This window comes from Rhizobium sp. SVR5-2C, from assembly GCF_056755115.1.
This window is the reverse complement of sequence record NZ_JBNDHT010000327.1, coordinates 1-517: the sequence shown is the minus strand read 5'-3', so window position 1 is coordinate 517 and position 517 is coordinate 1. Positions and strand designations below refer to the sequence as shown.

General features: G+C 57.1%; 1 pseudogene. It reads right to left on the bottom strand.

Annotated features, from left to right (window positions below):
- Window positions 1-185 (bottom strand): annotated as a pseudogene (locus ACPYOI_RS35940) (hypothetical protein); the annotation flags it as partial.
- Window positions 186-517: the final 332 nt, after the last annotated feature.

Sequence of the window (517 nt, the reverse complement as noted above, 5' to 3'; positions counted from 1 at the left end):
TCGTATTCATCGATCTTCGCACGCGCCTGGTCGACAGGGATATTCTGAGCCTTCGCCAGAGCGTCGGCGGCACGGGCAGGAGGCAAAGGACGTGTCGAATGCCCGGGCGTGATCGCGAGGGATTCAATGGTGACGCTGGAAACACGTATGTCCGCATAGTTTGCTGCGACTAGGGCGACCGACATTGTGCCTGACCGCAATCGAATCCCGGAGAAAGACAGTGAGAGGCCTGCTGCCGTTTAGGCGATCGACTCCGCACATGGTGTCCAACTCGGATAGGAGGGCGACCGCCCTCAATTCCGCGGATATGCGTTCGATGTAGGCGGTCGCGAAATCTCGAATTTTGTCATTCTGGAAATTTGAAATCACTCGAACGCCCCTAGAAGGCGCCCCAGCGTGATGTGTCGCTTGAAGGAACGCCACAAAGACCCCGCAGAATAGACCGCGGGGTGTCTTCGTTGAGCCAGATTTTACTGGCAATTGCCGGCGGCATCTTTGACTTGGCCCTGAACGCAGT